This window comes from Pedobacter kyungheensis, assembly GCF_000812965.1.
Taxonomy (GTDB): domain Bacteria; phylum Bacteroidota; class Bacteroidia; order Sphingobacteriales; family Sphingobacteriaceae; genus Pedobacter; species Pedobacter kyungheensis.
Genome location: NZ_JSYN01000019.1, coordinates 65,789 through 83,557 on the forward strand (window position 1 = coordinate 65,789; position 17,769 = coordinate 83,557).

Below are 17,769 nucleotides of genomic sequence, written 5' to 3' on the forward strand. Positions count from 1 at the left end.
ATTATGCTTACATAATTTGTTTAATTCAAAAAAAGAATTTAAGTTTATGTAACTAATAATACAAACAACCAAATTAACAATCGCGTATGAGCAGAATTTTTACACAGATCTTTTATGTGTTATTATTTGTGTTTGCTGGTAATTTAGCAGCACAGGCACAGAATACTACGGTAAGTGGAACCGTAAAAGACAAGCAATCTAAAGAAGGATTGGCAGGGGTAAGCATAACCATCAAAGGCCAGTCGGGCGGTACAGCCTCTACAAGCAATGGTAGTTTTACGTTTACGACATCGGCTAAAGTTCCTTTTACACTAGTAGCTTCTTATGTAGGTTATGGTACGGTAGAACAGCAAATTACCGGAAGTACTACTGGTATTAATTTAGAGCTCGAAACTGCGGTTGTACTGGGTGGTGATGTGGTAGTTTCGGCTTCACGTACCCCTGAGCGTATTTTAGAATCGCCGGTTTCTATCGAGCGCATGAGCGCTGCAACCATTAAAGAAATTGCTGCCCCTTCGTTTTACGATGCACTGAATAACATGAAAGGGGTAGAAAGCAGTATGCAGAGTTTAACTTTTAAATCGATCAATACCCGTGGTTTTAATTCAAACGGTAATACGCGTTTTAACCAGTATATTGATGGAATGGATAACCAGGCGCCGGGATTGAATTTCTCGGTAGGTAATATTGTAGGTATAACCGAACTGGATGTAGATAACGTTGAGCTTTTGCCAGGTGCTTCATCGGCACTTTATGGTGCGGGTGGTATTAACGGTACATTGTTAATGACCTCGAAAGACCCGTTCAAATACCCTGGAGCTAGTTTTCAATACAAAACAGGTGTAAACCATGTTAACGACGATAACAGCAATGTACAGCCATTTAATCAGCTGGATGTGCGCATGGCCAAATCATGGAATAATAAATTTGGCGTAAAAGCAGCTTTCTCGTTTTTACAGGCCAAAGATTGGTATGGAAGTAACTATTCGAATTTCGACCGTATTGCAAGAACAGCAAAAGCCGGAGATCGCAACAGTGATACCAATTACGATGGTATAAATGTGTATGGGGATGAGGTAAGCCAAAATATGCGAAACGTTGCTTTAAGCGTGCAGAATGCTACAATTTCGGGTATAAATGCCGGTTCAGGTGGTTTAATTCCTAATATTAAAGCAACCATGGATGGTGCATTTGGTGCAGTTATTCCAAATGCCGCACAACAAGCTGGTTTCCTTGCAAGCTTGCCTGCTGCGCTACGTCCGGCGGTACAAAATTATTTTCCATTTTATGTGGGTTTAAAAGCCAATTTAATTCCTGATCAAAATGTATCGAGAACAGGTTATAATGAAGAAAACCTGGTTGATTACAATACCAAATCACTAAAAGCTTCGGGTGCCTTGTATTACAATATCAGCAACACTGTGCAAGCTGTAGCGCAAGCCAACTGGGGAACAGGTACTTCGGTTTATACCGGTTCTGACCGCTATTCTTTGCGTAATTTTAATATTGGCCAGTACAAACTGGAAATAAAAGGCGAAGATTTCTTTGTTAAAGCTTACACTACTCAGGAACGCTCTGGCGATTCGTATATTTCTTCTATTCTGGGTAGTTATATTAACGAGCTTTCAAAACCTTCTACAACCTGGTTTCCGCAATATATTGGTAATTATGTAGGTGCAAGGGCTGCCGGTCAGAACGATGCTGCTGCACATGCATTAGCCAGAGCTGCCGCTAATCAGGGCCGTTTTGAACCGGGTTCTCCTCAGTTTATACAGGCTAAAGATCAGATCATGAATACGACTATCAGTGCTTCAGATCCTTCAAAAGGTATTTATGGCGCTAAATTCGATGATAAATCAAACTTGTACCACTATGAGGGTATGTATAACTTTACCAATCTTTTTGATAAAGTAGTAGAGTTTCAGGTTGGTGCTTCTTACCGTCTTTATGATTTAAACTCTGCGGGAACAATTTTTAACGATTTACTTAACTCAATCGACATTAAAGAATACGGTGCATTTGGACAGATTGGAAAGAAATTATTTAACGATAAAGTTAAATTTACTGTTGCCGGCCGTTACGATAAAAGCCAGAATTTTGAAGGTAGGTTTACCCCAAGGATCACCGGTGTATTTACGGTAGCTAAAAACAACAACATCAGGGTTTCTTACCAAACCGGTTACCGCAATCCAACTACGCAGAATCAATACATCGATTTATCTGTTGGTGGTGGTTCGCAACGTTTAATTGGTGGTTTGCCTGAAATTATGTTTAGCAAATATCATTTAGATACCAATAAACCCTATACTGATGTAAGTTACCGTGCATTCTTAGCTTCAGCTGCCGCTACAGGAACGCCAAATCCGGCACTGCTGCAACAATATAATTTCGATGCCAAAGGTGTTCGCCCCGAAAGCGTACAATCTTACGAGTTAGGTTACAAAGGTTTATTGCTGCCAAACTTACTGGTTGATGCTTATGGCTATTATAACATCTATAAAGATTTTATCACCGCGGTTGATGTTTACCAGAATGTAGGCGGAAGCTTTGTTAAATTTGGTGTTCCGGTTAATGCCGAAGGCGAAGTAACTTCTTACGGTGGTGCTTTAGGTCTTGATTACCTGGTAGGCAAATGGAATGTAAGTGGTAACGTTTCTTATAACCAGATTGGAGATTTACCTGCTAACTACATCAATGATTTCAATACGCCAAAAATCCGTTATAACCTGGGCTTGGGTAATAAAGAAATTATTAAAAACTTTGGTTTCAACGTTTCTTACCGTTGGCAAGATCAGTTTTACTGGAATTCATCTTTTGCCTCTGGTCAGGTACCTGCATACAGCTCTTTGGATGCGCAGGTAAGTTTGAGAATCCCGTCAGTAAACTCGGTAGTTAAATTAGGTGGTTCGAACGTGTTGAATAAATATTATATCACTTCTTATGGTAACCCTATGGCTGGCGCGATCTACTACGTTGGATTGACCTTCAACCCATAGTAAATTTATTGAGTTTTGAGCGGCCCTCTGTATACAGATACAGGGGGCTTTTTTATGTTTTTTACCTTCGTTGTAAACAAAAAAACAGCATTTTGGTTAATAGTTAGTGTGAAAAATACACTTTAATCAACAGGCCTTGAAAAAAAGCTTGATTTCTTTTAATAAAATATTTGTATTATAGTACTTTCTTAAGCACTATCCCAGTTTAAGAGCTATTAATTTTAAATTATAGATATAAGGATGGAAGCGCAAAATAACAAAACCAACGAAATTAATGAGCTGATTGAGAAGGAGCAAGAGATACAGCACCTCAACAATCCAGTAGATATATCGGTAAAACCAATTGTAAAACAATATCTTGGTGCGGTAAAAAAAGTAAAGAAAGAGGGCAATCGTTTTTATTTCTCTGACGGTGATGCAAGGGTAGAAGTTCGCGTGGTAAGCGACGACATTATCAGGGTGCGTTTGGCACCACATGGAGTTTTTTTAGATGATTTTTCTTACGCTGTACCTGAGGTAGACCAAAAGGTATCGGTATTTAAAATGCAGGAGCACGAAGATCATTACAGCATTTCCACCCATGCTGTAACCTGTAAAATCGACAAGGAGAACTTTCATATTTCCTTTTCAGATAATATTACCAATATAGAAATGGTTGGCGATGCCAACGCGATGCACTGGGAAGAAAACGTAGATTTTGGAGGCTATTACATTTATGCCACCAAAAAATGCCATCCCGAAGAAAACTTCTTTGGTTTAGGCGATAAATCAGGAAATTTTAACCTTCGTGGCCGCCGTTTCGAAAACTGGAATACCGATGCCTATTCTTTTGGCTGGAACCAGGACCCACTCTACCGTACCATACCATTTTATATCGGTTTGCACAATCAGGCTGCCTATGGTATCTTTTTCGATAATACCTTTAAATCGTACTTCGATTTTGGATCAGAAGATGTAAATAAAACCAGTTTCTGGGCCGATGGTGGCGAATTGCAGTACTATTACATTCACGGGCCGCATATTATGGATGTGGTTAAACGTTATGCAACTTTAACCGGTACGCATCCAATGCCTCCAAAATGGACTTTGGGCTATCAGCAATGCCGCTGGAGCTATTATCCCGAAACCAAGGTTAAAGAAATAGCCAGACAGTTCAGGGAACGTAAAATTCCATGCGATGCCATTTACCTGGATATCGATTACATGGATGGCTACCGCTGCTTTACCTGGAACAAAAAATATTTTCCGGATCCGAGGCGAATGATCAAAGAACTTTCTGATGATGGTTTTAAAACTGTGGTGATGATTGATCCGGGTATTAAAGTCGACGATGATTACTGGGTGTTTAAAGAAGGTAAAGAGAAAAGATTTTTCTGTCGCCGCAGCGACGATTATTATATGGAAGGGCACGTTTGGCCCGGCCGCTGCCAGTTTCCTGATTTTACCAACCCGAAGGTACGTACCTGGTGGGGTAATTTATACAAAGAACTGGTAGATATGGGCGTTGCTGGTTTCTGGAACGATATGAACGAACCTGCTGTGTTTGGTTCGGGCACTTTCCCGAACGATGTACGCCACAATTATGATGGTTACCGTGGTTCGCACCGTAAAGCGCACAACGTTTATGGTATGCAAATGGTTCGTTCTACTTACGAAGGATTGAAAAAACTGATGCGCAACAAACGTCCGTTTACCATTACCAGAGCAGGTTATTCGGGTATGCAGCGTTATGCAAGTGTGTGGACTGGTGATAATATTGCTACCTGGGAGCATTTAAAGATCGGAAATATCCAGTGCCAGCGTTTATCGGTTTCTGGTGTGCCTTTCTGTGGAACAGATATTGGTGGCTTTAGCGGCGAGCCCGATGGCGAATTGTTTACCCGCTGGATTCAGCTGGGTACTTTCTCGCCGTTTATGCGTGCACACTCTGCCGGAGATACTGCTGAGCGCGAACCCTGGAGCTTTGGCGAGTTTTTCGAAAATATTAACCGCAAGTTTATTGAATTAAGGTACCGTTTAATGCCTTATTTATATTCGGTTTTCTGGGAGCATCACCGCTATGGTTTCCCGATTTTAAGGCCACTGGTAATGCTCGAGCAGGAGAATATCAGCAACAGTTTCCGTCAGGATGAGTTTTGCTATGGCGATAAGCTTTTAATCTGTCCGGTATTGGAACAGGGAGCTATTTCGCGCAAAGTTTATCTGCCTAAAGGCACCTGGTATAATTTCTGGACTAATGAGATTTTAGAGGGTGGCACCGAATACACTGTTGATGCCAAGATAGACAGTATGCCAATGTTTGTGCGTGCAGGTTCTGTTTTACCAGAATATCCGGTGATGCAGTACGTAGATGAAAAATCGATTACAGAAGTAGTATTAAATATCTACCATACCGATTACGAAGTAAACTCGTACATGTATGAAGACCATGGCGATACTTTTGCCTACGAGCAGGATATTTACCTTGAAAAGAAATTTACCGTAAAAGGCGATACGCAAGCCATAAAAGTAAAGCAACGTATTGAAGGATTGTATACGCCGAACTACGAGTTTTATGTTTGCAATATTATCGGGGTAAAATTCCAGGTAAGAAAAATCATTATCGATAACAAAGAGGTAACCGATTTTTATACTGATGATCAGCACGTATTGCATTTCAAATGCAATAAAAATTTCTCTGAGATTCAGATTTTAAGTCTGTAAAATTTTCAGCCCCAAATGTTGTTTAACATTTGGGGTTTTATCTATCTAGCCAAAAACATCTATGCCAGCAAACAAAAAAAACACTGCAAAAAAAGCAGCTTTAACCAAAACAGACCACACGAAAGCGGTTTGGGTACACAGTTTATTTACCGATTACGATATTGATCTTTTTCTGGTCGGAAAGCATTTCAGGCTTTACGAGAAAATGGGGTCGCACATGATCAGTGTCGATAATACTGCCGGAACCTATTTTTCGGTATGGGCACCCAATGCCATCAATGTGGCTGTAACGGGTAACTTCAATGATTGGAACAATGTTTCACACAGTTTGTACAAGCGATGGGATAAATCGGGTATTTGGGAGGGGTTTATTCCAGGTATTGCCAAAGGTGAGGTTTACAAGTATTTTGTAAAGGGATTTGATGAATCGGAACATTTAAAAGGCGATCCTTATGCTCGCAGGTGGGAGCATCCGCCGCAAACTGCTTCTATTGTCTGGGATACCGATTATACCTGGAAAGATAAAACCTGGTTAAATAAAAGAGCCAAATTAAATGCTTTAGATCAGCCCATATCGGTATATGAAGTACATGTGGGCTCCTGGGAGCGCGATCCGGATAATCCCGAACGTGTTTTAACCTGCCGGGAAGTTGCGAACAGGCTGGTGCCTTACGTAAAAGAAATGGGTTTTACGCATGTAGAGTTGATGCCGGTAATGGAATTTCCGTTTTTCCCGAGCTGGGGCTATCAGATTACGGGTTATTTTGGCGCAAGTTCGCGTTACGGCTCACCACAGGATTTAATGTATCTTATTGATGCCTTGCATAAAGCCAATATTGCTGTAATACTCGATTGGGTGCCTTCACATTTTCCCGGCGACAGGCATGGCTTGTATGAATTTGATGGAACGCACCTCTACGAGCATGCTGATATGCGCAAAGGATTCCATCCTGACTGGAAATCGTATATTTTTAATTACGACAGGAATGAGGTACGATCTTTCCTGATCAGTAATGCGATGTTCTGGCTGGATCAGTACCATGCTGATGGGTTAAGGGTAGATGCAGTGGCTTCGATGTTGTATTTTGATTTTTCGCGCGAAGAAGGAGAATCGGCCACCAACGAGTACGGTGGAAGCGAAAATTTAGGTGCAATACAGTTTTTGCAAGACCTGAATGTTGCTGTTTATGGCAATTTTGAGGGGATACAAACTATAGCCGAAGAAAGCAGTACTTATCCTGGTGTAACCCATCCGGTACATGCCGGAGGGCTGGGTTTTGGTATGAAATGGATGATGGGCTGGATGAACGATACTTTAAAGTATTTTAAGGTAGATACCCTGGGTAGAAAGCATCACCATAACCAGTTGAGCTTTAGTATGACCTATGCCTTTACCGAAAATTTTATGCTTCCTTTTTCTCACGATGAGGTAGTGCATGGTAAATCGCCAATGTTGTATAAGATGCCGGGCGATGACTGGCAGAAATTTGCTAACCTGAGGGCCTTATATGCTTACATGTTTACCCATCCGGGCGCTAAACTGCTTTTCATGGGCAACGAGTTTGGTCAAACCAATGAGTGGAATTTTACCCAATCACTGGATTGGCATCTTTTGCAGTATGCACCGCACAAAGGGATGCAGGAAACTGTTAAGGCATTAAACTTCCTTTACAGAAAAGAGCCTGCCTTGTATCATTTTAATTTTAGTTACGAGGGTTTCGAATGGTTGGATGCCGATAATGCTAACGAATCGGTATTTGTGTACATGCGAAAAGGACCTAAAGCAAAAGATACTTTGGTAATTGCCATAAACCTTACTCCGGTAGTGCGCGAGCACTATAGAATAGGTGTGCCTTTTAAAACAGGGTGGACTGAAATTTTTAATACCGACGATATTATCTACTACGGAAGTGGCATCAATAATAAAGGCGTTATTACGCCGCATGAGCAAGGGCATAATAACCAAAAATATGCCGTAGATGTTAACCTGCCGCCCCTTGCAGTAATTGTGCTAAAAAGCAAATAACATTGCTTTTTGCCGGTAATTTGATTTTATATCACGCCAAAACCACTTATAAAAATACAGTTTTGGCGTGATATAGGTTTTTATATCACGCCAAAACTACTCGTAAAAACATAGTTTTGGCGTGATATAGGTTTTTATATTGCGCCAAAACTTATTTAATTCACTTCAAAATACCCTTAAATAAGAAAAGCCTCTCATTGCTGAAAGGCTTTCTTAACTCCGGAGTGGAAGCATCCGGAGCGGCTGCAAAGGTACAATAATCTTGTGCACCTGCAAGTATTATTTTTTATTATTTCATTTTTAGAGCTTTAACTTTATACCTGCATTAAAAGTTCTGCCTTCTGTATGTGTCCAGATGTCGTCGAAAGTAGGGTTGAGGTGCGACCCGTTTACTACACTTTTATATTTGCTCTGCCGGGTGTCGGTAAAATTTTCAGTATTAAGAAATACCTGGATCTTACCCAAAACCGGCCAGGAATTGCACTTTTTTTAATTTTTTATAGTATACCAATCCCGGGTAAAGTGCTCTTTATCTTATATCTACTGGTAGATTTTGTTTTGCGGCGAAAAAAAATAATAAAATTCGCGTTTTAAAAAACCGTCCGTTTCTTTTTTACGTAAGGAAGAACAATAACCCTGAATTTTGCTCTCCCAAACAAATTGAAGTGGTTTTTTAGTCTATTCTTATTAATAGGGTTGTTTTTGGCCCTGCCAGGAGCTTCGTATGCACAATTGTGTACGAATCAAAGTCGCGTATACGCTGGTTTTCAGGATTCGCAGGAGGCGGCTGGCCCCCTTGGCTCTTCGGTTTCAGTAACCAATAACAATTTAGCAGTGGATACTGATCCATCTACTGCCGCTACCTTATCGATAAATAGTTTACTAAGTTCATCATCTGTTACGCAATACCTCGAATTTACCACCAACGGAACCCATTCAGGCAAAAGGGTAATAGCTGCAGGTACACCATTTGTGATAAAGGTTTCGATACCAGCCGCTGCCTTAAGTGTAGCCGGTACCATAGAGATAGGGGCTTTTACGGGATTAAATACAAGTACTAAGGCAGCCGTAAGAACTTCGCTCTATTCGGCATCTACAGTGGGTTTGTTAAGTGGTGCCGGAGCCATCGAAATTACATTAACACCTGCACAAGCCTATGAAGGTGTTTATGTTAAGCTTTCTGCAAGTTTAACCATTGGGGTAAAGGCCGAAATTTATGGTGCTTATATTTTAGAAGATAACCCGCTTGATACAGACTGTGATAAACCTATAGATATACTAACAGGAGTAAATGGTGCGGGTTTGTTAAATGCCACTGCAACGGTTACCAATCCGTATGCAGCAATAGATACCGATCCACTTTATGCCACTTATGCTACGCTGAATGTTGGGTTACAGGCTGCAAATGAAGTTTATCTCACTGCTTTGTTTGCTAAGGCCGGTCAGCCGCTCGATTCGGTTAAAATCATTTACGATGGTGGCGGCGGACTAAATCTGCTCAGTGGTTTTAGCATACAACCTTATTTAGGCACAGCTACTGCGGGTGGGGCTTTTAATAATGGAAATGTAACCATTAAACCTGTTGCCGGTACCACAAAATTCGAGGTTTCATTTCCGGTAGCGGCAGCATTTGACCGGGTTAAAATATCATGGGGTGGTTTGCTGGCCATAGGTGCCGAACTGCATATTTATAATGTAACCAAGGTAATTCCAAAGCCTGATCCGCTTATTGATGGGGTGCCATTAAGTTTTAAAAATGTTTGCTCGGGTAATGCTACAACTTTATCCATCAATAACCTGCAGCAATGCACCACGTATAACTGGTATGCCGATAAAACAACAACAACCCCGCTATTTACCGGTAGCACCTATAGTTTAGGGGTGCTGGGGCTGGGCGATCATGTATATTATGTAGAATCGCGGCGCAATAACTGTATTTCATCCATTTCCGAACGTGTAAAAGTAACAATCCGTGTTAATCCACTCCCTGTTGTTTCGGTAAGCAATGTTACTTCCTGCAGTGGTTCTACAGTTAACTTAGCGGTAAATACTCCGCAGAGTGGCATTACTTATAACTGGTACGATGCTTCAACCAATGGTACTTTAATCAGTACCGGCAGCACCTATACTACACCTGTACTTACCTCGGGCACTACTTATTATGTTGAGGCAGTAGATCAGGTAACCGGCTGTGCCAGTAGTAGCCGGGCTGGGCTAGTGGTTAACGTAAATCCATTATCGGTAGTGCCTGCTTCTACAGGTTTAGCCAATATTTGTGTTGGAGAGGTTACCATGCTAAGCAATTTGGCTGCGGGCGGTACCTGGAGCAGTTTAAACCCATTAATTGCAGTTGTAAATGCCGCCACAGGTGAGGTAAGTGCATTAACTGCAGGAACAACCCCAATCAGATACAGCATTCCCGACGGACCATCCCAATGTGCCAATGCTGTCGATTTTAATTTAACTGTAACCGGAAAGCCAGGCTTAACCCTGGGTGCCGATCCAGAAATATGTTCGGGTTTTACCATGGCATCGCTCACATATAGTAATCCTGTTAATGACCCGGTTACTTACAGTATCAGCTGGACTGACAGTGGCTTCACGGCTGTAACCGATCAGCCTTTACCCGCTGCAAGTATTCCACTCACTATTCCGGCTAATGCAGTTTCAGGTGTATACAATGGAACTTTAAGCATTAAGAATGCTAATGGTTGCAGCAGTCAGTTCAATTTTAGTATTAAAATAAATCCAAAACCACCGGCACCGCATGTGCTGGTGCCTACAAACTCACAATATTAACTCAAAAACAAAAATTAAATCCCATCCCCATGAACAGTACCATTAAAAAAACAGTATTTGCCATTGCTATTCTGTTAACCTGCAGTTTTTTGCGTGCATCAGCGCAGGTTACACCAACTACCACTGATGTAAGTTTATTCTGTAAAGGATCTGACCTTACATTTCCTGCACCCGCACCAGGCGAAAACTGGATTGTAAGGTTTAGCACAACAGCAACTACTACGCCATCAACGGTAATTACGCTGGTTGGCGGAAATAAAATTGCCGCTGCCGATTTACAAAACGGGTATTATTACCTGAGCTCAAAAGCAACAGCAGCAGGATCCTGCGAATCGGAAATGCAGCAAATACCCGTATATGTGTTAAAACCGCTTGTGCCCGACTTTGCTGCCGCCAATTTTTGTGTGGAGGCACCTTTAACGCAGGTAGGAACAATTACCAATCCCGAAGATCCAACCATTACTACTTTAGCTTACCAATGGTACACCGTTACAGGTTCTGCTGAAACTGCAATCGCTGGCGCAACCAATAAAGATTATACACCGGTTTCGCCAACAGTAGGTACAACCAAATACCGGTTAAAAGTAGGTTATGTAATTGGTGGTAACAAATATTGCCCGCAAACAGTAGATCATGATGTTGTTGTTAGCGCTAAGCCAACCAAGCCAACGCTTACACCTGCACAAATTTCAGGAACTGCCAATGCAGTTACCTTTTAAGTAATCGACATTTTATTTGTAATTCTATAAATGAGGCTTAGGTTTTACACCTTCCTGTTTATGGCATCCCTGTTGTTTTTATCTGCAACAGGTTTTAGCCAGACCGTACCCAATGGACGGCAGAAAATCACGATCAAAAAAGGGTCGTCGGTTTCGTTGCGCGCAAATTCGGGAGGGGCCAGCACTTACATCTGGTTCAAAGATGGTGTGCTTATACCTGGTCAGAACAAGGCAAGCCTCATTACTGCCACTGCTGGTATTTACAAAGTAGCCTCTGTTAACAGTTTTGGATGTACTTCTGATCTCTCTGATGAAATAGAGGTCGAAGTTATAGCAGTTCCGGTTGCTGATGTGGCCATTACGAAACGATCCGAAAGCCGGAATATACTCAGTAATCAGCTGTTCGATTATTACCTGAATGTATGCAACAACGGAGTCGACGATGCAACCTCGGTACAAGCAAAGGATGTACTGCCGGATAATCTGATTTTTGAAAGCCTGGGGCAGCCCACTGATGGAACAGCTGCCTACGATCCTGTTTCGAGAACCGTGCAATGGGATATTCAACTCCTGCCCAATGGAAGGTTTGCTGAGTTGATTATAAAAGTCAGGTCGAAGCAACCCGGCATGGTAACCAATACGGCTACTGTAAGGGCGTCAGAGCACGATCCGTTGTTAGCAAATAACACTTCAACCGATTTAAAAGAAATTTCGGGCTTAAGGATTCCAAATGTATTTACACCCAATGGGGATGGGAAAAACGATACATTTTATCTGGAAAACCTGGGTTCTTTTGAATTTAACGAAGTAACGGTAATTAACCGCTGGGGCAGTACAGTTTATCAGGCTAATGGTTACCTCAACGACTGGACGGCACCTGGTTTAAGCGATGGAACTTATTTCTACGTGGTTAAAGTTAAAAACGGCTCAGCCAGCTGGATAGAATACAAAGGCTATGTTACAATCATCAGGTAAAATGGAAAACCATAAAGCGATATGATAAGGTTAAAAAAGATCAGCATTGTTTTAGTAATCTGTTTGGCATCGTTACGTACGTATAGCCAGCAGGATGCGCAGTATGGGCAATATGTTTTTAACGGGATGTATATTAATCCAGCTTATACAGGATACAAAGAAGAGCTTTATTTGCAGGCATTTGCCCGCGCACAGTGGACAGGTGTAAAGGGGGCTCCACAGAGCTTATCAGTTTCTGCCGATGAAGCTATCAATGATGAAAGCCTGGGGATTGGTGGCATCATTACAAAAGATAAAATAGGTGCGCAAAGTGCTTTAAACATTTCGGCAAATTTTGCCTATCGAATTAAGTTAGATCGTACCGAAACCAATGTACTCGCATTTGGCCTGGGGGTGGGCGTAATGCAGCTGGGGTTAAACGGCAGCTTGCTTGATCCGATTGAGCAGGGCGATAACCGCATCCCAACCGGGAATGTAAGTCAGATAATGCCCGATATCCGTGCGGGTATCCATTATTCTAACGAAAAATTTTTTATAGGCTTTGCTGCAAACAACCTCTTGTCGAAAACCTTGTCCGTATTTTCTGATTACAGTATGCTGAATGTAAAAGTGCAGCCGCATTTCTATTTAAGCTCAGGCCTTGCGCTGCCGCTTACCGATGATTTTGTTTTTAAACCAACATTTTTGATTAAAGACGACCTGCATGGGCCAACATCTTTAGATTTAAATGCATTTCTTTTAGTAAAAGAGCGATTTTGGCTGGGGGCTGTTTATCGTACTTCAATAAAATTATATCCCAAGCAGAATCTGGAAAGCAACACCAGAGATCGCGCAGCCATCGGTTTAATTTCAGAGCTTTTTGTACGTCAGAATTTACGTATAGGTTATGGCTATGATTATAGCCTGAATAAACTCGGTAATTACGATTACGGATCGCACGAAATTTCAGTAGGATATTATTTAGTTACCAAAAAAAGCAGGAGGCCAAAATGTTATTTTTAATCATATGAATGGAGAAAAAGTTGTTTAATAAACAGAAATAGTCAAAACAAGGGAGGGTAATAATAATGATCCGTATGTTGCTTTAAACAGCCTGAATTGTGCCCCGAAAGTAAAATTGAAGCTTAGTTGTTGACTTTAATCAGCAAATCAGACGCTCCAATGTACTTTATTTTTGTCGTTTAGTTTTATTCGCTATAATTAAAGGTCTAAAGTCTATCCCAGTTATCGTATGCTCGAAACACGTAAAGTTTTTTTGGTAAACACCATGTTAAATTATCTCAGCAATTTAAATCCTGTAACAGCTGGTTTTATTCAGGAGGTAAAGAAACATGCAGCGCCAATTTTGATTAAAAAGAATAAATATATCCTGTCGCCAATTGATAATAATGATTATGTGTTTTTTATAGCCTCCGGACTTGTAAGGGGATTTGTAAAAGACGAGGGTAAAGAAATTACGACCTGGGTGAGCCTGGGTAACGAATTTATCGGTGCCATTCAGCATCCTGAAGATATTCAGCAACCTTCTATCGAATACCTGCAGGCCTTAGAAAAAACAGAAGTAGTGGCCATGTCAAATGCTTTCATCAATAAACTTTACGAAAGCCATATGGAAACCAATATTATTGGCCGGAAAATTCTGGCGTTACAATATTATGCTGCAGCAGAACGTGCAATATTGGCACGCATTCCCTCGGCCGAAAGGCGTTACGAGAAATTTCTCGAACTAAATTCTTTCGAAATCAACAGGGTTCCCTTGCGTTGTGTAGCCAGTTACCTGGGTATGCGTTTAGAAACACTGAGCCGTATACGCAGCAAACTGATTAAGGAATTGGTTTAACCTGCTGTTTCTGGTCATTTACAATAAGGTATTGTACATGTTGATCAGCTTTGAGACATTATGTTTACATAGCATTATACACATTTTACAAGTTGCTGTACAAGATCGTATTTCGGGTTGCACGTGCATAAATAGTGGCTATATTTGGGTAAGTAAAAATTAAATCAACGGGACGATTTAGATTACACTCATAAGCCTCTCTTACAAGGGAGGCTTATTTTTTGCCTCTTTAAAAAAAAAACATCACATATCAAATCTTGCACAAAATTGCATAGCCGGTTAAAGCAGCTGAGGCACATCTCATTTCTTTTGAGAATTATCAAAGAAAAAAGTATTTCTTCATGAAATCTTAATCTTTCTGCCGTAATATTGTAGGCATAAGGGGTGAGAGCCTTATATCAACTTCATAAGTTGAGAGCGTTAATTTAGATAGGGGATGTAACCAATGGTTGCATCCTTTTTTTGTTCAGTACGGACGTTATGCTATGGCCAGGTTTTCCAGTTGCTCCTCTTCCAATCTTTTTAAGAGATCAGGTACTTCATTCCAATGGTTTACCCTTTGATGATGATCTTTTTCCACGTTGTGAAATGCAGTAAACATTAAAGGTTTTCCTTTGCAGAAATCGAGGTTTTTGCAATGATCGTCAATTAAATAATCGGTATCGATAATGCTTTTGTCGCCACAAAAAATAATATTTCTCCAGCCAATAAAAGGGAAGTGTTCTGCCAGCCATTCGCGTTTTTCAAATAACGATAAGGGGAATTCCATTGCAGCCGAAACAATGTAAATTTCATAATCTTCCATTAGTTTCTTTACGGTTTCAACAGCACCTTCCATCAGGGGTAAGTTTCTGAAAAAGCCTGCTTTATTGCAGATTTTCATCACCATTTCGCGGTCTGGAAAAAGTTCTTCTTCCGATTTGCCTTTAATTTCATCGCGGCTAAGTACAATGCCGGTTTCAGCAGCATACGATTGTAATATGTGGTCTTCTATATCCGCGAGTACGCCATCCATATCAATGCCTATTGTTCTTTTCATGATTTGCTATATTTTGCAACAAAAATATTTAATATTGCAATATATTGCAAATTTGTTTTCATTTAAAATGTTATATTTGCAGTATATTGCAATAATATGGTAAAAGAAGAACGCCTGCAGGTTATTATCGATACGCTTGAGAAAGACAATAAAGTACGCCTTGACCAATTGAGTAGTTTGCTCAATGTATCAGAAGATACGGTGCGGCGCGACATTAAAGAGCTCGATACGCAAGGACTACTCAGGGCAGTTAGGGGAGGGGCTATTGTGCGCTCGCCAAGTCCACAGCATTACCGCGAAAGGGAGAAATATAACCAGCAGCATAAACAGGCTATCGCCGCCAAGGCTTTGCAGTTTTTAAAAGACGGCCAGGTGGTGTTTTTTGATGGCGGAACCTCGGTTGTGGCACTCGCTGCAGCATTGCCAAAAGATTTAAAAATTACCATCATTACCAATAGCTTTCCGGTAGCCAATATTTTAGAAGATCACCCGAGTGCAGAAGTTATATTTGCCGGGGGAAAACTGCATAAAACTGCATTTACTACCATGGGGCAGGAAACGGTCGATACTTTTAGAAAAGTACGCGCAGATATTTGTATGCTTGGAATTTGCAGTTTGCACCATAGCATGGGCATTACTTCTATGATTTACGAAGATGCACAGCTGAACAATACGATGATTAGTCAGGCACAGAAAACCATTGCACTTTCTGCTTTAGAAAAAATTAATACCGTAGAGCCTTATTATGTGTGCCCTGTTACTGATGTGGATGTAATTATAACCGAAACCGAGCCGGATAATGCGGCATTGGATGCTTACAGGCATTTGGGGATTGAAGTAGTTTAATTAATAATCTCTTTCTAAACAACCAATCGTCACCCTGAATTCATTTCAGGGTCTTCCCCGTATTAAGACCGATTTAATAGTTCTTAAGGGAGATGCAGAAACACCTGTCCGACCATCTGGGCGGAAGTTCAGCAGGATGATCAGCTACGCTAATCTGTTACCGGCAGGCTTTCCCGTTTGGGTAATGAAATAAAAAACGAACTGCCCAAGTCTTTGCCGGCGCTGGTAGCCCAAACCTTACCGCCATGCAGCTGTACCAGTGTTTTAACAATATAAAGGCCAATTCCGTTCGAGCGCTCCTTTGCAGTTGGCACAGATGATAGTCTGGCAAACTTGGTAAAAAGCCTGGTGATGTCTTCTGCCGTCATGCCTACGCCATTGTCTTTAAATTCAAAAACAATATCGTTTATTTGATCACTGCAATTTACGGTTATTTCTGCCCCAATGTGTGAGTACTTAATGGCATTGCTTAACAGGTTGGTTAAAGCATCGGTAATCCGTTCCTGGTCTACCTGGATATAGCCACCCGTTTGGCAATTTATTTTAAGGGTTTGTTGTTTTTGTTTTAAGGCAAAATCGAAAGTTGCGGCAACGGTATTGAGCAAATCGGTTACTTTAACGGTTTCGAATTTCAGATCAATTGAGGCATTCTCATTTTTGGCTTCGTTTAGCAGGTTATTCATCGTTTGTTCGATGTTCCGGCCCGTTTGTTCAATTTTGTTACCTAGTGATATAAGTTTTTCCTGGCTAAGCAAGCCTTTGCCTAAAAGTTGTCCGTAAGCAACCAGTGAGGTTGCGGGGTTTTTCATGTCGTGGGCAAGGCGATGCAGGCGGTCATCGTAAGCGCGTACCGATACACGGTTAATGAGGCGCGATTCGAGTTTTTCGAGCGTAATGCGCGCCAGCCATTTCAGTATGGTTAACTGCTCTTCTTCAATATCGTAGCGGGGTTTATCGTCCATTACACTTACAGCTCCGATTACAAAACCTTCCATCGTGGTAATGGGTGCAGCAGCATAAAACCTGATTCCGTTATCCATTTCAACGTAGGGGCAATTTTTAGCCTCAACAGAAGTTTCAGTATCTTCGATCAGGGTAATTTCTGCCGATTGTGAGGCGATGGTACATAAGCTGTCTTCTTTTTTAATAACAGTAATCTGTATAGGGCTGGTATTGGCTTTAAAATAAACCTGTTTGTCATCAATAAACGAAACAAATGATCCCGCTGCTTTAAAAGTGATCTTTGCAATTTCTGCAATCAGATCGAAAAGAAGTTCAGGTGGGGTGTCAATAATATCATAACGCCTGAGCTTATTAAGGCGCTGAGATTCGTAATAAGATGTAGTATTTGAGGGTTTGCTAAACTTACTCATGCACGGGTACTGTTTTAAAAATTTACTATAGCTAAGGTCTCTAACAAATATAAAACAAAGAAGTTTTGTTTGCCAAATTTAGCTTAGCCCGATGGGGAATGTGTCGGAATTGTTAATCCAGGTGTGAAGGTTTTACAGTTGGAGTGGCAGTGATATTGAGCAGTGTACAAATTTGGCCTATGTGTGTAAATGTATGGTGAGCTTGCGTTGTTCGCAGTTTAGGGTAATTATCTTCGAAAATAAAACCCCGTATAAAAGAAAAGAGATACTCCATCCAGACGTATCTCTTTTTTCTAACCAAATATAAACCTGTTATGAGCCAGGCTTTGTCTTTAACCTTCTTTCTAAACCTGGGTTTATCCAGAAAGTGATTTATCTTTTTCTATTGATAACAAACATCGTTCCGTTTATTATGATACAAATATAGGAAAAAATTTGATAGTGTAAAAAATA

11 protein-coding genes are annotated in these 17,769 nt (G+C 40.9%); 9 read left to right on the forward strand and 2 right to left on the reverse strand.

Going from position 1 to position 17,769, the window contains the following annotated elements:
- Positions 1 to 86 precede the first annotated feature (86 nt).
- From OC25_RS16150 to OC25_RS26980, 8 genes are all read left to right on the forward strand, one after another.
- The gene (locus OC25_RS16150) at positions 87 to 2,996 is read left to right on the forward strand and encodes a TonB-dependent receptor (RefSeq protein ID WP_039478088.1); all 2,910 of its coding nucleotides are present in this window, start codon (positions 87 to 89) and stop codon (positions 2,994 to 2,996) included.
- 240 nt (positions 2,997 to 3,236) lie between these two features.
- Positions 3,237 to 5,699: a glycoside hydrolase family 31 protein gene (locus OC25_RS16155; protein WP_039478092.1), complete on the forward strand. Its 2,463-nt coding sequence runs from the start codon at positions 3,237 to 3,239 to the stop codon at positions 5,697 to 5,699.
- Positions 5,700 to 5,760: 61 nt separating this feature from the next.
- A complete protein-coding gene (gene glgB / locus OC25_RS16160) occupies positions 5,761 to 7,725 on the forward strand; it encodes a 1,4-alpha-glucan branching protein GlgB (protein ID WP_039478095.1) in 1,965 nt (654 codons plus the stop codon).
- A 702-nt stretch (positions 7,726 to 8,427) separates the two neighbouring features.
- Positions 8,428 to 10,524, forward strand: coding sequence for an immunoglobulin domain-containing protein (locus OC25_RS16170; protein ID WP_156131498.1), 2,097 nt, complete (start codon positions 8,428 to 8,430; stop codon positions 10,522 to 10,524).
- Positions 10,525 to 10,553: 29 nt separating this feature from the next.
- Positions 10,554 to 11,243, forward strand: a complete 690-nt coding sequence (locus OC25_RS16175) for a hypothetical protein (protein WP_039478098.1) — start codon at positions 10,554 to 10,556, stop codon at positions 11,241 to 11,243.
- 30 nt (positions 11,244 to 11,273) lie between these two features.
- A complete protein-coding gene (locus OC25_RS16180) occupies positions 11,274 to 12,218 on the forward strand; it encodes a T9SS type B sorting domain-containing protein (RefSeq protein ID WP_082018624.1) in 945 nt (314 codons plus the stop codon).
- Positions 12,219 to 12,239: 21 nt separating this feature from the next.
- A complete protein-coding gene (locus tag OC25_RS16185) occupies positions 12,240 to 13,220 on the forward strand; it encodes a PorP/SprF family type IX secretion system membrane protein (RefSeq protein WP_039478101.1) in 981 nt (326 codons plus the stop codon).
- 265 nt (positions 13,221 to 13,485) lie between these two features.
- Positions 13,486 to 14,058, forward strand: a complete 573-nt coding sequence (locus OC25_RS26980; protein WP_167335404.1) for a Crp/Fnr family transcriptional regulator — start codon at positions 13,486 to 13,488, stop codon at positions 14,056 to 14,058.
- A 478-nt stretch (positions 14,059 to 14,536) separates the two neighbouring features.
- Here the strand turns inward: OC25_RS26980 and OC25_RS16195 are convergent, their stop codons facing one another.
- Positions 14,537 to 15,097, reverse strand: a complete 561-nt coding sequence (locus tag OC25_RS16195) for a 5' nucleotidase, NT5C type (protein WP_039478112.1) — start codon at positions 15,095 to 15,097, stop codon at positions 14,537 to 14,539.
- 96 nt (positions 15,098 to 15,193) lie between these two features.
- Between OC25_RS16195 and OC25_RS16200 the strand changes: the two genes are divergently transcribed.
- Positions 15,194 to 15,943 carry a DeoR/GlpR family DNA-binding transcription regulator gene (locus tag OC25_RS16200; RefSeq protein ID WP_039478118.1) on the forward strand — a complete coding sequence of 250 codons (750 nt, stop codon included), beginning with the start codon at positions 15,194 to 15,196 and terminating at the stop codon, positions 15,941 to 15,943.
- A gap of 149 nt (positions 15,944 to 16,092) precedes the next feature.
- On the opposite strand, the gene OC25_RS16205 is transcribed toward OC25_RS16200, so the two are convergent.
- Positions 16,093 to 17,316, reverse strand: coding sequence for a GAF domain-containing sensor histidine kinase (locus OC25_RS16205; protein ID WP_039478120.1), 1,224 nt, complete (start codon positions 17,314 to 17,316; stop codon positions 16,093 to 16,095).
- Positions 17,317 to 17,769 lie beyond the last annotated feature (453 nt).